The 14,157-nt window shown below is 52.1% G+C and carries 8 protein-coding genes; 3 read left to right on the top strand and 5 right to left on the bottom strand.

Features of this window, described 5'->3' with window-relative positions:
- The first annotated feature begins 266 nt into the window (after positions 1–266).
- Positions 267–1,484 (top strand): PQQ-dependent sugar dehydrogenase, encoded by a 1,218-nt coding sequence (locus ACY0JR_RS15920; protein ID WP_462635112.1) that lies wholly within the window; start codon positions 267–269, stop codon positions 1,482–1,484.
- A 162-nt stretch (positions 1,485–1,646) separates the two neighbouring features.
- Complete coding sequence (locus ACY0JR_RS15915) at positions 1,647–1,889, top strand: hypothetical protein (RefSeq protein ID WP_462635111.1); 243 nt, start codon at positions 1,647–1,649, stop codon at positions 1,887–1,889.
- 109 nt (positions 1,890–1,998) lie between these two features.
- On the opposite strand, the gene ACY0JR_RS15910 is transcribed toward ACY0JR_RS15915, so the two are convergent.
- The gene (locus tag ACY0JR_RS15910; protein ID WP_462635110.1) at positions 1,999–3,447 is read right to left on the bottom strand and encodes a DUF4153 domain-containing protein; all 1,449 of its coding nucleotides are present in this window, start codon (positions 3,445–3,447) and stop codon (positions 1,999–2,001) included.
- Between the two features lie 410 nt (positions 3,448–3,857).
- On the opposite strand from ACY0JR_RS15910, the gene ACY0JR_RS15905 reads away from it, so the two are divergent.
- Positions 3,858–6,032 carry a S9 family peptidase gene (locus tag ACY0JR_RS15905; protein ID WP_462635108.1) on the top strand — a complete coding sequence of 725 codons (2,175 nt, stop codon included), beginning with the start codon at positions 3,858–3,860 and terminating at the stop codon, positions 6,030–6,032.
- A 390-nt stretch (positions 6,033–6,422) separates the two neighbouring features.
- On the opposite strand, the gene ACY0JR_RS15900 is transcribed toward ACY0JR_RS15905, so the two are convergent.
- The 4 genes from ACY0JR_RS15900 to ACY0JR_RS15885 form a co-directional block, all read right to left on the bottom strand.
- The gene (locus ACY0JR_RS15900; RefSeq protein ID WP_462635107.1) at positions 6,423–7,415 is read right to left on the bottom strand and encodes a peptidoglycan-binding domain-containing protein; all 993 of its coding nucleotides are present in this window, start codon (positions 7,413–7,415) and stop codon (positions 6,423–6,425) included.
- A 728-nt stretch (positions 7,416–8,143) separates the two neighbouring features.
- Positions 8,144–9,460: a RagB/SusD family nutrient uptake outer membrane protein gene (locus ACY0JR_RS15895; protein ID WP_462635106.1), complete on the bottom strand. Its 1,317-nt coding sequence runs from the start codon at positions 9,458–9,460 to the stop codon at positions 8,144–8,146.
- Between the two features lie 27 nt (positions 9,461–9,487).
- Positions 9,488–12,502, bottom strand: coding sequence for a SusC/RagA family TonB-linked outer membrane protein (locus ACY0JR_RS15890; RefSeq protein ID WP_462635105.1), 3,015 nt, complete (start codon positions 12,500–12,502; stop codon positions 9,488–9,490).
- A 233-nt stretch (positions 12,503–12,735) separates the two neighbouring features.
- Positions 12,736–13,932, bottom strand: coding sequence for an anhydro-N-acetylmuramic acid kinase (locus tag ACY0JR_RS15885; protein WP_462635104.1), 1,197 nt, complete (start codon positions 13,930–13,932; stop codon positions 12,736–12,738).
- Between the last annotated feature and the right edge of the window lie 225 nt (positions 13,933–14,157).

Raw genomic sequence — 14,157 nt, 5'->3', positions numbered from 1 at the left:
GGAGAGCAGCCATGAAACAATAAAGCATAAGGGCACCGCATCCACCAGCCGCCGCGCCAGCAACAAGCAAAAGGCATGCACCAGAGCTTCCTTCTAAAAGGGCCGTCCTTCAGGTTGTTGGTGATAACACCAACAACGGCGTACAACAAAGCAAAAGGACACCGCATCAACAACAGCGAAAGCAAAAGATCAACCAATACCCACATAACTCGTTTAGAAAAAGGGATTAAGGCGTTCTACGCCCCCCTTCACTAACCCCCATTTTTATGAACGCATGGATAAAATTTACCCTAGCGCTTACCGTATGTTCAAGTCTGCTGGCTGGCTGTAGCGACGACGATGACTTTGAAACCAGCATTCCGGAAACCGGCAAAGACCCTACCACTACCAAGATTGTAGGCTACGTGTACCGCCCCGGCCTGGCCCCCGCCACCGACCAGAACGTGAGTCAGCTTAAAGTACCCGCCGGGTTTACGGTGGCCAAATTCGCCGAAAACCTGGGCATGCCCCGTATTCTGGCCGTGAGCCCCGAAGGGTACGTGTATTACTCAGACCGGCAGGCGGGCACCGTTACGCTGCTGCAAGACACCAACAATGACGGCAAATCTGACCGTAAGCAAACCGTGGCCAACATACGGCAGGCGCACGGGCTGGCTATCAGGGGCGGTAAACTCTACATTGCGGCCGTGAACGAGCTGTACGTAGCCGACATTAACATGGCCGACGGCACGCTGGGCTCGCCGCAGATGCTCCTCAGTGACCTGCCAGACGGCGGGCAGCACCCCAACCGCACCATCGCCTTCGGGCCAGACGGCATGCTGTACCTCTCGGTGGGCAGTACCTGCAACGCCTGTCCGGAACCCAACCCAGAGAACGCCACCATGCTCAAAGTGAACCTCAACAACCTGTCACGGCAAGTGTACGCCAAAGGCCTGCGCAACACCATCGGGTTTGGCTGGCACCCCCAGACCGGCGTGATGTGGGGCATGGACCACGGCATAGACTGGCTAGGCGATGACGAGCAGAAAGAGGAACTGAACAAGCTGGAACAAGGCAAACACTACGGCTGGCCCTACATTTACGGCGAAGGCAAGTACAACCCCGCAGACCGCCCCGAGGGCGATACCACCTACGCCGAGTACCTGCAAAAAACCACCCTGCCCACGCTCACCTACCAGGCCCACGCCGCGCCCATGGCGATGCTTTTCTACACCGGCACCCAGTTTCCCGCCGAGTACCAGAACGATGCCTTCGTAGCCATGCGCGGCTCCTGGAACCGAAGCAAACCTGTAGGGTACAATGTGGTGCGGGTTAGGTTTGAGAATGGGCAACCCACCCGCTATGAAGACTTCCTGACTGGTTTCCTCATCAACAGCAATAATTCGCACTTCGCCCGCCTGGTAGGCCTGGCCGTGAACCGCGACGGTTCCCTGCTGGTCTCTGATGACACCAACGGCGTTATCTACCGCGTGGCCCACCCGTAAGACCAAGGTTCCCGCGCAAAATACCTAAGTCCCGTTTAGGAGCCGGTTTTCAGAAATCAGTTCCTAAACGGGACTTCTTTCTTCACCGCCTTCATCTTTTCCTCCATAATTCCGTTACACCAATTCATTCAATCTCTCATTCACTCAATCACTCCATAAAACATGACCCAACGGGAAGTAACTGACCAAGAGAACCTCACCTGGACCTGCGTACAGGCGTATGCGGGTCTGCAGGGCAAAGCCGGAGAGAAAGCCGCCGAACTCTCTGAAACCGAAGAGGGCACCGTTACCGTGGTCTGCACGCCCAGCGGTCAGGCTCAGACCGTACGTCTAGAACTACCCAGCAACTGGTTGGAAGAAACCTCAGATGAAGAGTTGTTGCAACAGATAAGCCAGGCACGTTAACAGGCACATACTAGAGAACGACTCTGTCTGTTAAAAATAAATTTTGCAAAAGGGGGAGATAAGGGCGCAACTCCCCTTATCTCCCCCTTTTTTGTTGCTTTACTCAACATTACAGGTTTTCAGGTTCCTGCAGTTCTTTGGTGACCCGCCAATCATTGTAGTTCCAGGACTGCCATTCTACCTGTTGGCGCTCCTTGAGGTAGGTCTCCCGCCAAGAGACAATCCGGTCCAGTTGGTCGGGGTGGAAGGGGCGGGTGGTCGCCTTGGTTTGGGCGTACAGCAACGGCAGATTGGCGTTGGATAACGTGAACAGATATTCCAGGTCCGGCGATTGGGCGTACATAAGGTTGTAGCGGGTAATCAGGCGATCCCAATTCGGGGTAGACAGAAGCACCAGCACCAGGTACACCGCCCATCCGTTCACCCGGAACAAATACCAGTTGGTTTTAACCTGGCTTATCTTGATATAGCTGATCACCAGTCCAATGCCGGTCAGCAGCAGATAAGTATACACGCCTATTCTTTTGTAGGTAAGGCCTGTGCCGGTGATGTAGATACTGTTCTTGGTAAGGGTAAGGCAAACCAGCAGCAGGTTGAGCCCCAGCCAGACATACGCCAAGTACTTGATGTGTTTGCTTTTGCTGTAGAAATTGAGATTTCCCCGGAACAGGTACAGCAATATGCCAATAGCCATTAGAATGGTAAAGATAAGCGTGTACACTCCCTGGTGCAGGAAATCGGAATAGCGTTGCCCGCTGGGTAACTCTCCAATGAACACATAATACGCATCTGACAAGATAAACACCAACAACAATCCGTTGAGCAGCACCAGCAGCAGAAAAGCCGTCTTGTACTCATATTTAAGTCCTAGCAGTTGTTGCAGTTTTCTGCCGGTTTGCCTTACCCGCCGTAACTGGTTGGGTGCGGCCTCATCTAACCTCGCCAGGTTCTGCAGTACCAGCGGCCTGAAAAATCCTACCAGCAGCATTCCGCCCAGCCAGGTAAACCCCACCCAGCCCCACGAAATAAAGTCAACGTTGAGGTAGCTGAGCACTTGTTCAAAGCCCGCGCTAGCGTTACGGTACATCATCAGGAAAACAAAGAACACCAAGAGGGGCAGCCCCACCATGTACACGTGCTGCCTGCCCAACACGGAGAAAGAGTAGGCATGCGTGCCTTGCTCTTCCCCATCTGGCGCCACCTTGTCTACCAAGGTTTTTATGAAGCCAGCCGCCAAAGAATACATTGAATGCAGCGCCACTATGAAAATAGAGCCCTGCGGCACCCGGCTGAACCCCGCCAACAGTATCAAAGAAAACCAATTCAGCAGCACCGCCAGGCCGGTATTTACCAGCACCACGTTCAGGGCCGTCAGGATACTCGCCCCGGCCACCAGCCGCCAGCTTGTTTGCTTAAATACTTCTTTGCTCGTTTGCAGGACCAAAAGTACCAGCAGCAGCACCGTAAATAGAAAGTAGTTGATACCTGCCGATTGATTATAGAATAGAAAACTGAAAGCGAGAGTAGCCAGTAGGAGAAGCCAATCATTTTTTTTCATAGGTGTGCTGTTGAAGGATAGAGATGAAGTTTATTATTACTATTTCATAGTACTTTGAATTACAAAGTCACGAAGCAAAATGAAAGAGAAACCGGTGGCTTCTCTCCTCAAATGATGGTTATACCCTCATAAAGAACTTTGCGTTACAAAGTAAAACTAAATTCTAGTAGCGTCAAAACTTTTTGAAGGGTTAAACCTCTACTTCTAAAAGTATTGCTGCCCCGTTTGAGAGCTATTTTCCAGAAACAAGGCCAAAACCACCGGCACGTCGCTCCTGCGCTGTGGTATAGGCAGTAAGTTACTTCTTCCATTTTCACAGCAGTTGCATAGAATTAACCTTAAATTCTTAGCTTTAATCTGCAATGGCTGCTCCAGACCAAGGCCATGCTAAGACCAATTTTACTTCCTCTATGAAAAAACAACTCGCGGCTTTTCTGCTTTTGTGGTGGGCCAGTCTTTCCTGGGTGCAGGCCCAGCAAACCAACAACCTGGTGCAGGTCACTGATCTGCTCAAGATCAAACAGGTAGGCGCGGTGGCGCTCTCGCCAGATGGCAAACAGGTGGCTTTCACCGTGACCACCATTGAACCAGACCCCGACAAGAAAAACGATTTCCGCTACAACACGCAACTGCACCTGCAGCCCTCCAACGGAAGCCAGACCCCGCGTCAGCTCACCTACGGCAACAGCAACGCCACCCAGCCCACCTGGAGCCCCGATGGCAAACAACTGGCCTTTGTGCGCGTGACGGAAGGCAAGCCCCAGATTTTCCTGCTTTCCTTCGCCGGGGGCGAACCGGTGCAACTCACCAAGTACAAGTACGGCGCCAGTCAGCCGCGCTGGAGCCCCAACGGACAACAGTTGCTCTTCACCTCGGGCATTGCGTTGAACGAGTTACTGACAGATTCTACCTTGAACCCCACCCGCGACGTGCCGAAATGGTCCTACGAGAAGCCGGGATTTTTCCAGAACGAGAACCTGCGCACCAACACTGCTAAACCTAACCCAGATGGTACTCTGGCTGAGATCAGAGGCTACCTGGACCAGAACGAGAAAGACCAGAAAGCCAAAGTCATTAACCAACTGCGGTTCCAGGAAGAGTCTACCACGTCATCGGCCCTCAACCTCTCGCATATTTTCATCATTGACGCCAAGCCCGGCGCTACGCCCAAAGCCCTGACGGCTGGTTTTGTCTCTGGTTCCAACGCCGATTTTCTGCCCAACGGTAAACAAATCATTTTTGACGCTGCTTCAGATGAAACCGAAAACCCTACTCGCTCGCAGGAAACCGCCATTTACCTGGTCAATACAGACGGCAGCGGCCTGAGACAACTCCTCGGCAAAAAGGGCATGTCGTACTCCGGCAGCACCGTTTCGCCCTCGGGCAAGTGGCTGGCGTTCCAGTACAGCACGGCTAACGAGGTCAACATTCCTAAACTGGGTGTACTGCCCGTAAACGGCAACCCCACAGACCTGATCACCATCCCCTACGACCGCAACAAGAGCAACCTGGTCTGGAGCGAAAACGAAAAATACGTGTATTTCACCTCACCTTCCAACGGCGGCGTACTTCTGAACCGCGCCGATGTCAAGAAGAAAAACGTGGAGCGCCTCACCGATTTCACCAAAGGTGTAGGGGCCTTTGACCTCCGGAAAGATCAGTTGGCCTACGTGATTACCGAAATCGCGAACCCCAATGAGTTGTACGCGGCTTCCGCCGATGGTAAAAAGGTCCGTCGGCTCACCTCTTTCAACCAGGAATGGGTAAGCCAAAAGAAACTGAGCCAACCCGAAAAACACACCTTCACCAACGCCAAAGGCCAGACCATTGAGTACTGGGTCATGAAACCCACTAACTTTGTGGAAGGCCAGAAATACCCGCTCCTGCTAGAGATTCACGGCGGACCTACGGCCATGTGGGGTCCCGGCGAAAACAGCATGTGGCATGAATACCAGTACTTCACCAGCAGAGGCTACGGTGTGGTCTATGCCAACCCGCGCGGTTCGGGCGGCTACGGCGAGGAGTTCATGCGCGCCAACATCAAAGACTGGGGCGCGGGTCCGGCCAGCGACGTGCTCACCGCCCTGGATAAAACCGTAGCTGAAGGTTGGGCCGATACGTCTCGTCTGGCTATTACGGGCGGTTCTTACGGCGGCTATCTGGTGTCCTGGATTCTGGGCCATGACAAACGGTTCAAAGCGGCTTGTTCGCAGCGCGGCGTCTATGACCTGAGCACGTTCTTCGGGGAAGGAAACGCCTGGCGTTTGGTGCCCAATTACTTTGGCGGCTACCCGTGGGAAGAAGCCCACAAAGCCATCATCCAGAGCGAATCACCCCTGACCTACGTGCAGAACATCACTACCCCGCTCATCATCTTCCACGGCGAGAATGACCTGCGCACCGGCGTGATCCAAAGCGAAATGCTCTACAAAAGCCTCAAAGTCCTGAACCGCCCCGTAGAATACGTGCGCCACCCTGGTGCCACCCACGAAATCACCCGCGCCGGCAACAACCGCCAACGCATAGACCAGATGCTGCGCACCTACGAGTTCTTTGAGCGCTACCTGCAGCAGAAGCAATTGTAATCCGGTCATTTCAGGCCTTTTTTCAAGGAAACAGGCAAAGACCAGAACCCCCACACTGAAATCAGCGTGGGGGTTCTGGTTTTATGGCAAGACACAGACTACGCTGCTATGCGAATTATCTTCTACCAAATCGCTTTAACTACGCACCACTTTCTTCTTTGTCTGTCCCCTGACAGACAAAATGTACAACGTTGCCTATGTGTGCGATTCTTTATAAGTTGGTTTGTCAGGGGACAGACAAAGGAGGCGGTGGTTTAGGATGCTAACTGAATGAGAGCTTATCTACATGACTTAGTAGTAAAATTCTCACTTCAAGCCGCGGCGGATTACACATCTATTATGATGCGTTTTTGGTAAATCGCTATAAAAACAGGCTGTTCGTTCCACCTCCTACTGCACTGGATTATGCAATTCAGAAAAGATGTTGCTGCTGGGTTCACTGATCAGCTCCAAATCAGGTTTAAGGAGATGAAGGGGAGGAAGGGTAAAGTTGAGGGCATCTGCGGTGTTGGGGCCAACCACGCCATCGCTGCCTTCAAGGCCAAAATGTGCCGCTTGGAAATTTAGCACCGCCATGAGGGTCCTCGGCCCGAAATCCGTGTCTAGTTTACCTTCATAAAATTTCTTCTCGCGCAGTTTCTCTTGAAGTTTGCGCACCAATTCTCCCTGTGACCCATAGCGGAGACGCCTGGTTAACGTTTTGGCTTCGTTAAGAGCTACTTTCTGGGCATCGCGGCCATCCAGCAACATATAAGAAAAGCTGTCCTGGGCTAGGGCATAGGCATTGGCATGGAAAACCTTCCAGGCACCTGTGTTAGGCAGGTTTTTCCGGCTCTTGCATTTGGGATAACCTACTACTACCTGGCAACCGGCACTGGAATAGCTGTCGCTCACGCCCATACTCCAGGCGCTATGCAGATTATCAAAGGGAGACATATACTCCACCCGGTCATGGACGTCAAAATCCAGATCATCGGTGGTACGGCGGATGGGGAGTTTGTTCACCTGCCGGAACGCCTCGTGCCCCGACTTGCTTCCTGCGTGATGCACGCCTTTGCGGTAATCATGGTAAAAGCCGGTCAGCAGTTGGTTGGCCCCTACCCCGTTCCGTACTTTAGCCTTGGAGACCAGCGATTGGGCAGGCACGGTACTTCCCGGAAAAACCGCTATTCCTTTACCAGGCACCCACTGGCCCAGGGTACACCTGGGATTCAGGTAGTTGATGTTAGCCACCTGCAACAAGTGTTTGTGACTAAAGGTATAATCATCCAAATCAATGGGAAGGCAGCCCCGCAAGCCAAAGAATACCATTCCTTTTACGGGCACTTCAAAACTGTTCTGCTCAAAGAGCTGTATCAGATGCTCTTCTCTAAACTCAAACATGAACGTATGTTTTAAGGGTATTTTAGAAAAAATCGCTCATACCTGGAAGGTGCCTTCTATCCATTTCTGAACAAAATCCCTTCCGTTCTCAAACATGATTTGCCGGACTACCTTTCTAAACTGGTCGCGATCTGTTTTGCCTCAGTTTGTGACCGCTACAATGCTGGACCTCCGTTTTACTTTCTGGTAGGCTTTCTCGGCAATGGGGAGCTATTTCAATACTACTTTCTCTTAGGGAGGCATTAGGGAGCGCCAGCGAGCACTAGGTAATATTACTTTGGGGAGAAGTTTAAATCAATACCCATTCTTAAGTAATATCTTCATTCACAAGTACTTAATTTATAATTAGGTATAAAATGCGGTCATGCCTTCTACACCAATGCCAAAAGCTTTTCCATTGAGCCGTTATTCCTCCCATTCATTAAATCCCATAAATTTCTCCTCCTTGGTCTGTCAGGGGATAGAACAAGGAGAGGATTCTCCCCTTGAGGGGAGCGAAGAGGGGTGTTTACATCGGCCGATCACACATTTTAGAATCATGTTTTTGGGGTAACTCTCCACTCACAACACTTAGCAAGGTGTACCCTCTCCTCTTTATCTCCCCTCAAGGGGAGAATCACCTTTGAATAAGCGCAGTTGGTACCTCATACGCTATACCAGTATCAAGGCAGTTTCCGCCAAAACATACCCAAAATAAAAGAGCGGCCGGTGGGCCGCTCTTTTATTTTTTAGATAGCTGGGTCAGGTGGTGTGTTAGGATTGTTTAACCGTTCCTGATCTGGGTACGGGTAGAAATTGCGGTTGCGCTCTTCGGTGGTGGTAGGTGGGGCAGGACGGTTGAACCGGCGGCTGTCTTCCCATTTCAAGCCTGTGAGGTATAACTCCGCGGAGCGCTGTTTGTACACTTCCAGCAACAAGGCTTCTCTTGTAATCGCTCCGCTGTAGGCGGGCAGAGCAGCATTCACCCCGAAAGGATCTCCTGATGTTTGGGTTCTTACTTCGTTGATCAAAGCAAGTGCTTCATTAAGGTTGCCGTTGCTTCTGAGAATTGCCTCGGCCTTGATCAGCTTGATTTCATCTGTGAGGTACACCGGAATGCTGGAAGTTTGAGTGGCAAAAAAGCCCCGCAAGGTTTTCACCGGGTCGCCGTTCACCACGGCATCTGGGGTGGTCAGATAGAAGTTATAGCGAGCATCTCCGGCTTCAAACAACCCGGCCGGCAACCCAAATCTATCCCGGGGCCGGAAGTAATTCAGAATGAAAAGGTTGTTGTAAATGGGATTCGGGCTTAACGTGCTGTACACGTACTCAGATCGCTTGGTTAGGTCTACCAGGTTGGCGTTGGTGAGTGCCGCCGCATAATTACCGGCAAACAAATTGAATCGGGCATTGTAGGCGTAAAGCGTGTTCTTCAGGTCAAAGGCGGTTCCGGTTACCAGGGTGGTAAATTCCTGCGAAACCGGCGTGGCGTTCAGCAAGGCGATTCCCTGGTCCAGGTGTGAAATGGCGGCAGCCAATACTTCGGTGCGGGGTCTGAACGTGACAGCACCTGTTCGGCTGGTCTCGGTGTTGGCTTGTTCAAAGGCAATGTAGAGCGTACCCAAGGCCATGGCTTTGAACAAATGCGCCTGGGCCAGAATACCGCTTAAGGTTCCGCCGGTCAGGTCCGGAATGTTGGGGGCGTTCTCCAGAATCTGCTCACTCATGCTCATGGTGCGCTGCATTCTGGACCAGATTCCCAGAATATTGCCGTTAAACGTGGGCAGCGCCGAGCCTCCGGCTTCCAACTCCAGAATGTTGGTAAAAGTGGCTACGCCTTTCAGCTCCCGGCCGGTCACGCCCGGGTACAGGTAAGCAGCTTCTACGCCCGAGGTGGAATAGAACTGCCGCAAACCCACGCTGTAAGCAATAATGCCGTCACGGGAAGAGAGCACCTCCAGGTCACTGGCGGCATTGGGGTTGGGAATATCCAGCTCACAACTGCTGGTAAACAGCAGACCGACCGCCAGTATCCCTATCTTAAAATATGATGTTCTATTTTTCATGTGAATTCATTTTGGAGATGAGGAAGACTAAAACGACACATTGATACTCAGCGCATAGGTTCTGGGGATGGGCACTTCCACAAAGTCAAAGCCGCGTACCGCAGTGGTTTGTCCGGCGGCATTGATCTCTGGATCATAGCCGCTGTAGTCATCAATAGAAAACAGGTTGCGACCAGCCAGAGTCAGGCGCACGTTCCGGTTGCCCAGGAACGCGGGCGCAAAGTCATAGGACATGGAAAGTTCTCTCAGCTTAATGAAAGAGCCGTCTTCAATGTAGTTTTCGAAAATCCCGAACAAAGCCGCCGAGGTTCCTTTGGGCACTTCGCCTCTCAGTTCGGGCTCATATCCGGCCAGGCCGCCGTACAGATCGCGCTCGCCTACCCGTCGGGTGAAGTTGAACACATCAAAGCCATACGAAGCATCTAGCTGCGCCCTAAACGAAAGGCCTTTGCCCACATTCAGTTCATTGATGAAAGAACCGGTCCAGTCTGGGTTAGGATCACCAATCACTTTGCTTCTGGTAGCACCGGTAGGCTGTCCTGCCGCGGTACGCCCCACCCTTTCCGGTTGTGGCAACCCGGCCGGAGTTAAGAGCAAAGAACCATCTTCGTTTCTAGCAAAATAGGTGCTGTAAAACGACCCAATGGGTGAACCGTTCACCGCCGCCACCTGCCCGAAACCACCCGCAAACGTGAGCAGACCACCGGGGATGTTGTTCAGTTCATTCTTGTTTCTGGAGTATGTGATGGTGGAAGTCCATTTGAAGTTCTCGTTCTGAATGGGAGCCCCCGTTACCAGCAATTCAAAGCCCTTGTTGCTCAACGTGCCGATGTTGGCGTACTGGTTCACAAACCCCGAGGAAGGGGCCAAGCCCACAAACAGCAAGAGGTCTTTTACATCCTTTTGGTAATAAGAGAACTCAAACCCCAAGCGCCCGTTCAGCAAACTCATATCTACACCGTATTCGGTTTCGGTTTGTCTTTCGGGTTTAATGTCGGCGTTGCCGAGTTGGGTGGAAGAAATGACGCCGGGCAGACCGGGCAAGGAAACCGGCGTGTAGTTGGTATAGCGGTCATAGGCACCAATGGCCGTTAAGTTACCCGCCTGTCCGTAAGAGGCTCTCAGTTTCAAGGTAGGGATGTACTTGCTGATGGGTTGCCAGAACTTTTCATTGGAGATGAGGTAACTACCGCTCACTTTGGGGTAAAACTGCCACCGGTTCTCGCTCCCGAAGATGGAGGAAACGTCATAGCGTCCGGCCCCGGTCAGGAACAGGCGGTCACCAATCCCGAAGGTTTGCTGCGCAAAGAAACCCAAGATGTTGATGTCGCTTCTTAACTCGCTGGAAACAATGGTAGCCCCGTTGTTGATGGTCTGTGCAATGGGCCCTAACTGGGTAGCTGTAATGCCGGTTGAGTAATTCTTCTCCACCTGTGCCGTAGCCCCGGCACCCGTGGTAGACTCCAACCAATCTGCCAGTCTGGTTCTGTAGGAAACGTTCAGGTCATTGTTCACCAGGTACGAGGTTCTGTCTGCCCGGCGCGAAAACCCGGTGTTGTAAGAAGGCGTGGTATTCCCCACCGGAATGAACCCGGTCGCAATTTGGGTGGAGTTATCGTAGCCCAGCGTGTAGTTGATATTCAGGCCGGTAATAGGCGTCATCATTACCTGGAAGTCCCCAATAAAGCGGTTGGTTCTCTGCCGGAAATCAAAGCGGTTAATGGCTTCCAGCGGATTGGTTCTTCTTAAGATAGAAGTTGGGGCGGTAGACGGATACACCCCGTTTACCGGATCTGGGTTGATGTAGTTGTTACTGAAAATAAAGCCGGTTAATGCACCATAGGTCTCCAACAAACCCCCGTTCGGGATTTCCTGACTGGTACTGATCACGTAATTGGCACCCAAGGAAACCGACAACCAATCATTCAACGTCTGATCAATCCGCAAGCGACCACCGCCGCGGTTAAACTCAGAATTGTCTACAATGCCTTGGTTTTTGAGGTAATTGCCGCTCAGGAAATATTGTGTGTTGGCAGTTCCCCCAGACACTGACACGTTGTTCTCCGTGCCATACGCCGTCCGGAAAATCAGGTCTTGCAGGTCATAGCGCTGCACGGGTTCCTGGGTTAAGTCAGTGGCGGTGGTGTTCACAAACCGGTACGGGTAGTCGTTGTATTCCAGTTTCTTCCGGACCTCGTTTACCCTGAACTGCGTAGAAGCCGCCACTTTCGGTTTTCCTTCTTTTCCGCGTTTGGTAAAGATCTGCACCACCCCGTTGCTGGCCCGTGAACCGTAAATGGCCGCCGCCGCCGCGCCTTTAATGATCTCCATGCGCTCAATGTCAGCAGGGTTAATGTCCACCAGACGGTTCTGAGCATAGCCGCCCAGGTCAAGCAGTTCAGGGGAACTGTTGTTGATGATCACGCCGTCCACTATGTACAGCGGGTCGCTGGACCCCACCACCGTACTGGTACCGCGCAGGCGCACACTAATGCCCCCGGCGGGGTTCCCGGAGTTCTGGGTAATCTGTGCCCCCGCTACTTTTCCGGCCAAGGCCTGGTCTACTGAGGTAGCTACGCTGTTCTCCAGCGCCGCGGCCGAAACCGTGGAAATAGCGTTTCCGAGCTGTTTTTTACTAGTAGCCACCGAAGTACCCGTTACCACTACCTCATCCAAACCCACAATATCTTCGCTCAGCTGTACATCCAGAGAAACGGCAGACGCAGCCCCTAACGTCACTGATCTGGTTAAGGGAGAATAGCCGATGTACGTAAACGTTAGCGGATGAGAACCGGCCGGAAGGGTGGCTGCCAAACTGTACCGACCACTGCCATCTGTAGCGGTCGCATTGGCGTTATTGCCGTTCTGGAACTTCACTACCACGCCGGGTAAAGGCGTTCTGGTTCGGGCATCGGTTACCACTCCCGTGACGGTGTAATTGGTTTGGGCAAATGCGGGCACTTGACGGAGCATGCTCAGCAGGAGCACACACCAGAAAGCAGCCTTCATCTTAGCCCGTTTCATGGAGTACATTTTTCTCATAAGAAAGGAGTTAGGAAGAACTAAAAAGAACACAAGAAGAGGAGAAGCCTGGCTAGAACACCAGCTTCATTCACAGCAGAGAAGCAAGTTGCGCGCTTTTTACCCCGGTAAAAGAAAGGCATGTGCATGCCTGCGGGTAAGAAGACCAACCAGAACGAGGGCTTACCCAAGGTACTAAATTAGGGAACAGCATCATATACTATTCCTTCTATATACTAGCAATATTTAAAGGATTAAGGCAGGCTGATTTTCCCCATCTGCACCGAGGGAATACTCTGCTTCCCCGTCCCGAAATCAATCTTCTCCCCCACCAGGCACTCATTGGCCAGCGTGGCAAACAAGACCGCTTCCTTCGCGTCTGGCGACACGCCCAATTCAGCGGTATTTCTGATGACGGCGCCCGAGAGCAGTTCTGTGATGTTCTGGAGCAGCAAAGGATTGTGCATGCCGCCACCGCTCAGAAAAATCTCAAAGTTCTCTTCCTGCGTGGAACGGGTAATAGCCTCGCAAATGGCCGTAGCCGAAAACCGGTTGAGCGTAGCCAATACATCCTGCGCAGACAGGTGGGTGGTGTTAGATGTTTTCTGGGCTTGTTCCAGATAAGCAAGATTGAACAGCTCTGGCCCGGTGGTTTTCGGGAAACCTAACGCAAAGAACGGGTGGTCCAGCAAGGCCGCCAGCAAAGCGGGATCATACTTTCCTTGCAGAGCAATTTCTGAATCAGCGTCATAAAATTTGCCCGGGAACGTCTGTTGCACATAGGCATCCATGAGGGTATTGCCGGGTCCCACATCAGTAGAGAAGATGCGGGTAGTGTCCAGGTCGCCGGGCAGGAAGGTGAAGTTGGCAATGCCGCCAATGTTGAGCATGATCCTATTTTGCCCTTTTTGGGAAAACAGCAGGTAATCGCCGTACACCGCCAGCGGGGCACCTTCGCCCCCAGCCGCAATGTGCTTCTGCCGGAAGTCGCTGAGCGTGATGATGCCGGTTTTCACCGCAATGTGGTCGCCGTCTCCAATCTGTAAGGTGGCATTGGGCATACCATCTATCTGGTGCTGTGCCGCGGGAGCATGGTAAATGGTCTGGCCGTGGCTGGCAATTACGTCTACCTCCTCCGGTTTCAAGCCCCATTTCTGCAAACAGGCATTAATCAACTCGGCATGAAAACTCCCGATGTGGGCATTTAGAAGACAAACCCGCTCCAAGTCCACTTCGCGCTTGGAAAAGATGGCCTTCACCTGCTGCTTGAACTCCGCATCATACGGCATGGTCTCAAACTCCCGAAGCACCAGTTGCGTCTGGGTGCCGTGCCCGGTAAACTCGCAAAGCGCTACATCCAACCCATCTAACGAAGTACCTGACATAAGCCCAATGATGGTTCTTCTTTCTTTTTCGGCAATTTTCAGTAGACGACGGAGGTTTGAATTCATAGCTGTTTTGGAAAAAGGAAAGGTAAAACAGAAAGTTGAGCGGCAAAACTATGGAGGTCTTTTTTGCTGAAGATATTAACTATGGCGCGGAAGTTACTTCCGTGACTTGCTCTTAGGATAATCTCAAGTCACGGAAGTAACTTCCGCGCCATAGTAGCAGCTATATCAGATTTATACCTAATAGCCATTCACACTTCCGGATTACAAATCCCGAACAGCAGCAAC

This window comes from Rufibacter sp. JT3400010 (assembly GCF_054956755.1).
Note: the sequence above shows the minus strand (reverse complement) of the source record. Positions and strands in the feature narration are given on the sequence as shown.